The 6,693-nt window shown below is 40.1% G+C and carries 7 protein-coding genes; 6 read left to right on the top strand and 1 reads right to left on the bottom strand.

The window, feature by feature from the left end; genetic code table 11:
• Window positions 1–211, bottom strand: a 211-nt coding sequence (locus C237_RS14605; RefSeq protein ID WP_169584757.1) for a transposase, incomplete at its 3' end; no start/stop codon positions are given.
• Between the two features lie 334 nt (window positions 212–545).
• Between C237_RS14605 and C237_RS13685 the strand changes: the two genes are divergently transcribed.
• The 6 genes from C237_RS13685 to C237_RS0109290 all read left to right on the top strand — a co-directional run.
• Window positions 546–2,645, top strand: coding sequence for a ligase-associated DNA damage response DEXH box helicase (locus tag C237_RS13685; RefSeq protein ID WP_425413732.1), 2,100 nt, complete (start codon window positions 546–548; stop codon window positions 2,643–2,645).
• A complete protein-coding gene (locus C237_RS15140) occupies window positions 2,587–2,994 on the top strand; it encodes a hypothetical protein (protein WP_425413731.1) in 408 nt (135 codons plus the stop codon). Before C237_RS13685 ends, C237_RS15140 begins: the two co-directional genes overlap by 59 nt.
• 591 nt (window positions 2,995–3,585) lie before the next feature.
• Entirely contained in the window at window positions 3,586–4,668 is a 1,083-nt protein-coding gene (locus C237_RS0109305; RefSeq protein ID WP_018676227.1) for a GmrSD restriction endonuclease domain-containing protein, read from the top strand.
• Between the two features lie 5 nt (window positions 4,669–4,673).
• Window positions 4,674–5,852 carry an adenine-specific methyltransferase EcoRI family protein gene (locus tag C237_RS13240; protein ID WP_018676226.1) on the top strand — a complete coding sequence of 393 codons (1,179 nt, stop codon included), beginning with the start codon at window positions 4,674–4,676 and terminating at the stop codon, window positions 5,850–5,852.
• An 88-nt stretch (window positions 5,853–5,940) separates the two neighbouring features.
• A complete protein-coding gene (locus tag C237_RS0109295; RefSeq protein WP_018676225.1) occupies window positions 5,941–6,198 on the top strand; it encodes a hypothetical protein in 258 nt (85 codons plus the stop codon).
• 302 nt (window positions 6,199–6,500) lie between these two features.
• On the top strand, window positions 6,501–6,693 hold a 193-nt coding region (locus C237_RS0109290; protein ID WP_018676224.1), incomplete at its 3' end, for a transposase.

Raw genomic sequence — 6,693 nt, 5'->3', positions numbered from 1 at the left:
GAAGATTTGAATTTTCCATAATAGTGCCACTACGCAACGAGGTGCGAAAACCACAGGATTTACACTCATAACATTCTTTGTCTCTCTTCCAATAATGTGTTGTATTTGAGCATTTTTTGCAAACCACTCCATGCTTGTCACGCTCTTCTTTGAAATGCTTGCGACAACTCTGCTCATCTCCAAACTCAGCTGTAAAAGTAAATAAGTTCATACGGATTATCTTCTAAATTTAGTGCAAAGATAATACTTATAGGTGTAATTAAGGATATTCAAATACAAAAAATCCCTAATCAAAATTATTGATTCACAAATATTTTTTATCCACTCCCCCCGCGTGAGGGATAGAGGCGGCATCCTTTTTTGAGGGAGGTACGACCGAAAAAAAGATAGAGCCGAAAGCCCGACGCTCTGCCTTTCCTAAAAAAGGCAGAGGGGCACGCCCAAAATCATTAAATTATCATTCAAAATCTGGCACTATTTTAGATGACTTGAATCGGATATGTTATATTCGCACAAACTATTTACAATCTAAGAAAGAGCATTGTATGACGCAACAAGAATTTCGGCGGTCGGAAGGGTACGCGATTATTGTGAAATGGATGGCAGATAAAGGGATTGCGCCGTTTCCGTTTCAAGAGAAATCGTGGGCTCAGTATGCGAAAGGGTATAGCGGGATGGTGATTGCTCCGACGGGGTTTGGGAAGACTTTTTCGGTGTTTTTGTCGATAGTGATTGACTATTTGAATCATCCTGAGCGGTATAAAAGTGGACTGAAATTGATTTGGATTTCGCCCTTACGGTCGTTGGCGAAAGATTTGCAACGGGCGATGCAAGAAGCGTTGGATGATATTGGGTTGGATTGGGTGGCGGAAACTCGAAATGGGGATACACCCGAAAAACAACGCAGCAATCAGGTAAAGCGAATGCCCGATATTTTGATTGTGACGCCAGAAACTTTACATTTGCTTTTGGCGATGAAGAATAATAGTCGGTTTTTTGAGTCGTTGCAATGTGTGGCGGTGGACGAATGGCACGAATTATTAGGCAGTAAACGAGGGGTGCTGACGGAATTGGCATTGGCATATTTGTATCAGAAAAATTCGAAACTTCGGATTTGGGGCATTACAGCAACGATTGGAAATTTGTATGAGGCGATGGAAGTTTTGATTCCGTATCATCAGAAGAAAAAAATCATCACAACGAAACTCAAAAAGAAAACCGAAATTATTTCGGTACTGCCCGATGAGGTGGAAATTCTTCCGTGGGCAGGGCATTTGGGCTCGCAGATGGCGGATAAAATTGTGGATATTATCGAGCAAAGTCAGACGACTTTGGTGTTTACTAATACGCGAAGTCAGTCCGAAATGTGGTATCAATTGATATTGGAAAAAGCGCCGCATTTTGCGGGATTGTTGGCGTTGCACCACGGTTCAATCGACAAAGAAGTTCGCGAATGGATAGAGGACAACCTCAGCAATGGCAAACTCAAAGCGGTGGTTTGTACCTCATCGTTGGATTTGGGTGTGGACTTCAAACCTGCCGACACTGTGATACAAATCGGCTCGGTAAAAGGCGTGGCACGCTTGCTACAACGGGCAGGACGCAGCGGACATTCGCCTTTTGAAACTTCCAAAATTTATTTCGTACCGACCCATTCGCTCGAATTGATAGAAATCGCCGCCATTAAAGAAGCCGTGAAGCAAAAAGCCATAGAAAAACGCGAGCCGATGGTGCTGTGCTACGATGTGTTGGTACAATTTTTAGTCACGCTGGCGGTGGGCGAAGGCTTTACCAAAGAAGTCGCCAAAGCCTGTGTAAAATCCACTTACGCCTTCCAATGGATGACCGATGAGGAATTCGATTGGGTATTGCAATTCATCACGCAAGGCGGTAAAGCCTTGCACAATTATGAGGAATTTCACAAAGTGGAAATCATCGATGGTGTGTACCGCGTGACCAGTCGCCGTATTGCGATGTTGCACCGAATGAATATGGGCGTGATTGTTAGCGATGCGATGATTAAAGTCAAATTCCTTAGCGGTGGCTATATCGGGATGGTCGAGGAATATTTTATCACGAAACTCAACCCCGATGACAAATTTATTTTGGGCGGTCGGGTGTTGCAATTGGTCAAAATCAAAGACCTGATAGCCTATGTAAAACTCTCTAAGGGTAAGGCGATTACACCGAGTTGGTTGGGCGGTCGTTTGCCACTGAGTTCGAGTGTGAGCCATTTTATGCGTGAGAAACTCAACCACGCCCTTTCGCCTCAGCCCAAAGAAAAGGAATTGCAGTTCCTACAACCGCTGTTGCTCAACCAAGAAGAATGCTCGCACATCCCCAAAAAGGACGAATTTCTAATTGAAATGATTGACACCCGCGAGGGACATCACCTCTTTATGTATCCCTTTGAGGGTCGGCTGATACACGAGATTTTTTGCCGCCATTATCGCCTATCGCATTTCCCAAAAACACCCCATCACCTTTACCATTGCGATGAACGACTACGGATTCGAACTTCTAAGCGACAAAACTATTCCCGTAGACCCATCGGAAGTCCACGAATTGCTCTCGCCCAACCACCTGATGGAAGACGCTATTGCCAGCGTAAATGCTACCGAAATGGCAAGCCGAAAGTTCCGTGACATCGCTGTGATTGCAGGAATGGTCTTACAAAATTATTACTCCAAAAAGAAGAATTTCAGGAATTTACAAAGTTCCACTGCATTATGGTTTAAGGTATTAGAAGAATACGAACCCCAAAATCTATTGTACCGCCAAGCCTTTAACGAAGTCTTCAACGAACAATTCGAAGAAGCCCGATTGCGTGCCGCTTTCCAGCGTATTGCCCAGTCCAAAATCGTATTTCGCCACGCCAAAGCCTTTACCCCGCTGAGTTTCCCTATCAAAGTCGATAGCCTACGCGCCGCAATGAGTAGCGAAGACCTCGCCACCCGCATCCAACGAATGCAAGAACAGAGTTTGAGGAGGTAAGCGAGTGGTTATAAAGTTGGGCGAGTAAGCGGGTTTATTAAGTTCAAAGGTTACTTAGTTTATCAAGTCTATCAAGTTGGAGAGTTTGTCACGCTGAGCCTTCGGAAATTTGCAATTTAAGCATCTCACGAATTGCTTTATTATAAACGAATCGCTGAGGAAGTAAAAGTTTTTTAAAACTCACACTTAATCACTTTTAACTTTTAATAATTTTTTGGGCGTGCCCCTCTGCCTTTTTTTAGGAAAGGCAGAGGGTCGGTCTACGGGCAGTCGTTCTTTTTTGGCTTTTTCAGAAAAGCCAAAAAAGGAACTCCAACAGAGCCCTCCGCCCTCACGCGTAGTGCTGGACATATTCCCCTCTTTTAAAAGAGGGGTGCCATATAGTGGCGAGGTGTTAACACACGGTCACCCTGAACTTGATTCAGGGTCTCATTATTTCTAAAAGATATGCACAACAAAAAATCTCTTTTACTATAAAGGGTAGCCGCAGAGAAGTTTATTTATTGTAAAATAGTAAAATACACTTAGTGATAAGTACATTTTAATGCAAAAAATATTAACTTTGTCATCAATATAGTAATTAATGTTAATATGGAAATCAATCTTAAAGAAATTACAGTAAAAGAACTCACAGAAGGCTATCAAGACTACCAAGAGCAAGGAGTAATAGGCTATGGAGGTAAGTTAGATATTCGCCCACCATACCAGCGTGAATTTATTTACAAAGACCAACAAAGAGCCGCTGTAATAGACACTATTACAAAAGGATTTCCCCTCAATGTGATGTATTGGGCAGTGCGAGACGATGAAACATTTGAGGTAATTGACGGGCAACAAAGAACCCTTTCTATTTGCCAATATCTAAACGGTGACTTTTCGTTTGAAGGTAAATATTTTCATAACCTTACATCAGACCAACAACAGCAAATAGAGCAATACAAACTAATGGTATACATCTGTAGTGGTACAGATAGCGAAAAACTAGAATGGTTCAAAACCATCAATATAGCAGGCGAAAAATTGACCGATCAAGAACTTCGTAACGCTGTCTTTGCTGGAAGTTGGGTCAGTGATGCCAAACGCTATTTCAGTAAGACGGGATGTCCAGCCTATGCCATAGCCAATAAATATGTAAGTGGAACACCCATTCGTCAAGATTACTTAGAAACCGCTATTTCTTGGCTCAATAATGGAAACATTAGTGAATATATGGCTCTCAACCAGCATAAGCCAAATGCTAACGAACTATGGCTCTATTTTCAAGCCGTTATCAACTGGATACAAGTAACATTCCCATATTATAGAAATGAAATGAAAGGGATTGACTGGGGGAGTCTTTACAATCAATACAAAGATATAATTTACGATGCAGAAGAACTTGAAAAACAAATCAAGAAATTGATGATAGATGATGATGTAACTAAGAAAAAAGGTATTTATCCCTACCTACTTACAGGAAAAGAAAAACATCTCAACATACGAGCCTTTACAGAACAAATGAAGCGCCAAGCATACGAAATGCAGGAAGGGATTTGCCCCGTATGTAAACAAAAGTATCAACTATCAGAAATGGAGGCAGACCACATTACCCCATGGCACGAAGGTGGAAAAACCAATGCCCAAAACTGCCAAATGCTCTGCCGTGAAGACAATAGACGAAAATCAGGAAAATAAAGAAAATGGCAAAATCACTTAACAAAAACCTACACCGAGCAAAAAAAGGAAAAAATGACGAATTTTATACGCAGTTATCCGATATAGAAAACGAACTCAAACACTATACGCAACACTTTAAAGATAAAGTAGTGTATTGCAATTGTGATGACCCTCGTATAAGCAATTTCTTTCATTACTTTTCTTATAATTTTGAAAAATTAGGACTCAAAAAACTCATTACTACTTGCTACAAAAATCAAGAACGAGACTTGTTTAGCACCGAAGCAAGTGAGCAAGCCATTATGCTAGAATATACGGGCGACAAAAACGGAAACTATACTCCAGACCCCGAAGAAATAGGAATCATCTCTTTACAAGGCGATGGCGACTTCCGAAGTCCGGAAAGTATAGAAATCCTAAAAGAAGCAGATATTGTGGTTACCAATCCTCCCTTTTCACTCTTCCGAGAATATGTAGCCCAACTAATGGAATACGACAAAAAATTTATTATTGTAGGAAATCAAAACGCAATTACCTATAAAGAAATTTTTCCTCTTATTGCTGAAAATAAAATGTGGTTAGGTTATAGAAGTGGAGATATGAAATTTAAAGTGCCAGAACACTACGAAGAAAGAGCAACAAGATTTTGGATTGATGAAAATGGACAAAAATGGAGAAGCCTAGGTAATACCTGTTGGTTCACCAATCTTGAACATTCCAAGAGAAACGAAGAACTTATTTTATACAAAAAATATACCCCAGAAGAATATCCAAAATACGATAATTATGATGCTATCAATATCAATAAAGTAGCAGAAATTCCTATGGACTATAAGGGGATTATGGGAGTTCCTATTACTTTTTTAGATAAGTACAACCCTAAACAATTTGATATTGTTGCTATCAGAGAAGATGATGAAGGAAATCAATATGTCTATGTATTTAGAACAGGAATTATAGAGTGGTTAGGAGAAGAGAAGAGAAGAGAAGAGAAGAGAAGAGAAGAGAAGAGAAGAGAAGAGAAGAGAAGAGTTGCGCGACGATGTTATCAGACCGAAACTCAATGGCAAGAATATTTACAGAAGAATACTCATCAGGCTTTATCAATACCAGGAGTAATGAACAATGCCAAAGAAACCTTAGTAAACGGCAAAAATGTTTACAAGAGAGTACTTATTCGTCTACGGCAATACCGGGGATGATAAAAAATGCCGAAGGCAAAATAAACGGTAAAATCACCTATGCAAGAATTACCATTAGAAGAAAACAATAGTCGAAATTTTTTTAAATATGAGCAACAAAAAACAATTACCCGAATGGGAAAAAGAATTCAACAGAGTAAAAAACAACAGCATCTACTTTTTAGAACTCTATTACAACCAACTCCACCCAGATAAAAAAGTGGAACTCACCAAAGAAGAAAAACAAAACTTTTTCGATAAATACAAAGGCGTACCATTCTTTGAAGATATGGACAAGTGGGCTGCATACAGCAAAGAAATCAAGCGGCTAAAAGACGAAGGTTACGAAGATCGGGAAATATTATAAAAATTCCTTAACTTTAACCCACAGTCTATCAAAAACCACTTGGGGCGACACTAAAATGGGAATGGGCGATACAAGAATAAGTACGGGCGACAGGAGAATGGCTCGGGGCGATAGACCAACGGCATGGGGCGACCCAAAAAGTTGTCGGGCGATAGAAGAATGACAATGGGCAACACAAATTATTGATAAAAAATCAAAAACGGGTAGTATCTCATAAACTGTGTAAGTTAAAAAGAGGTTTTGAAAACGAGTTTTCAAAACCTCTTTTTAACTTAATTTGCAATTTTAAACATGATTTAGATATGATAGACAAAAATGAACTTTTAAACAGTAAGGAATTTTACAAGTCCTTCAAGAATGGAGAAGACCTAAACTCTTTCTTCAAAGAACTACACAAGAAAGCCATAGAGCATATGCTTTCGGCAGAACTTGACGCTCATTTAGACAATGAAAAACACGAGAAAACCAAAGATGGGAACTACCGCAACGGGCATG

This window comes from Riemerella columbina DSM 16469, assembly GCF_000374405.1.
GTDB lineage: Bacteria > Bacteroidota > Bacteroidia > Flavobacteriales > Weeksellaceae > Riemerella > Riemerella columbina.
This window is presented reverse-complemented; position numbering and strand designations above follow the sequence as displayed.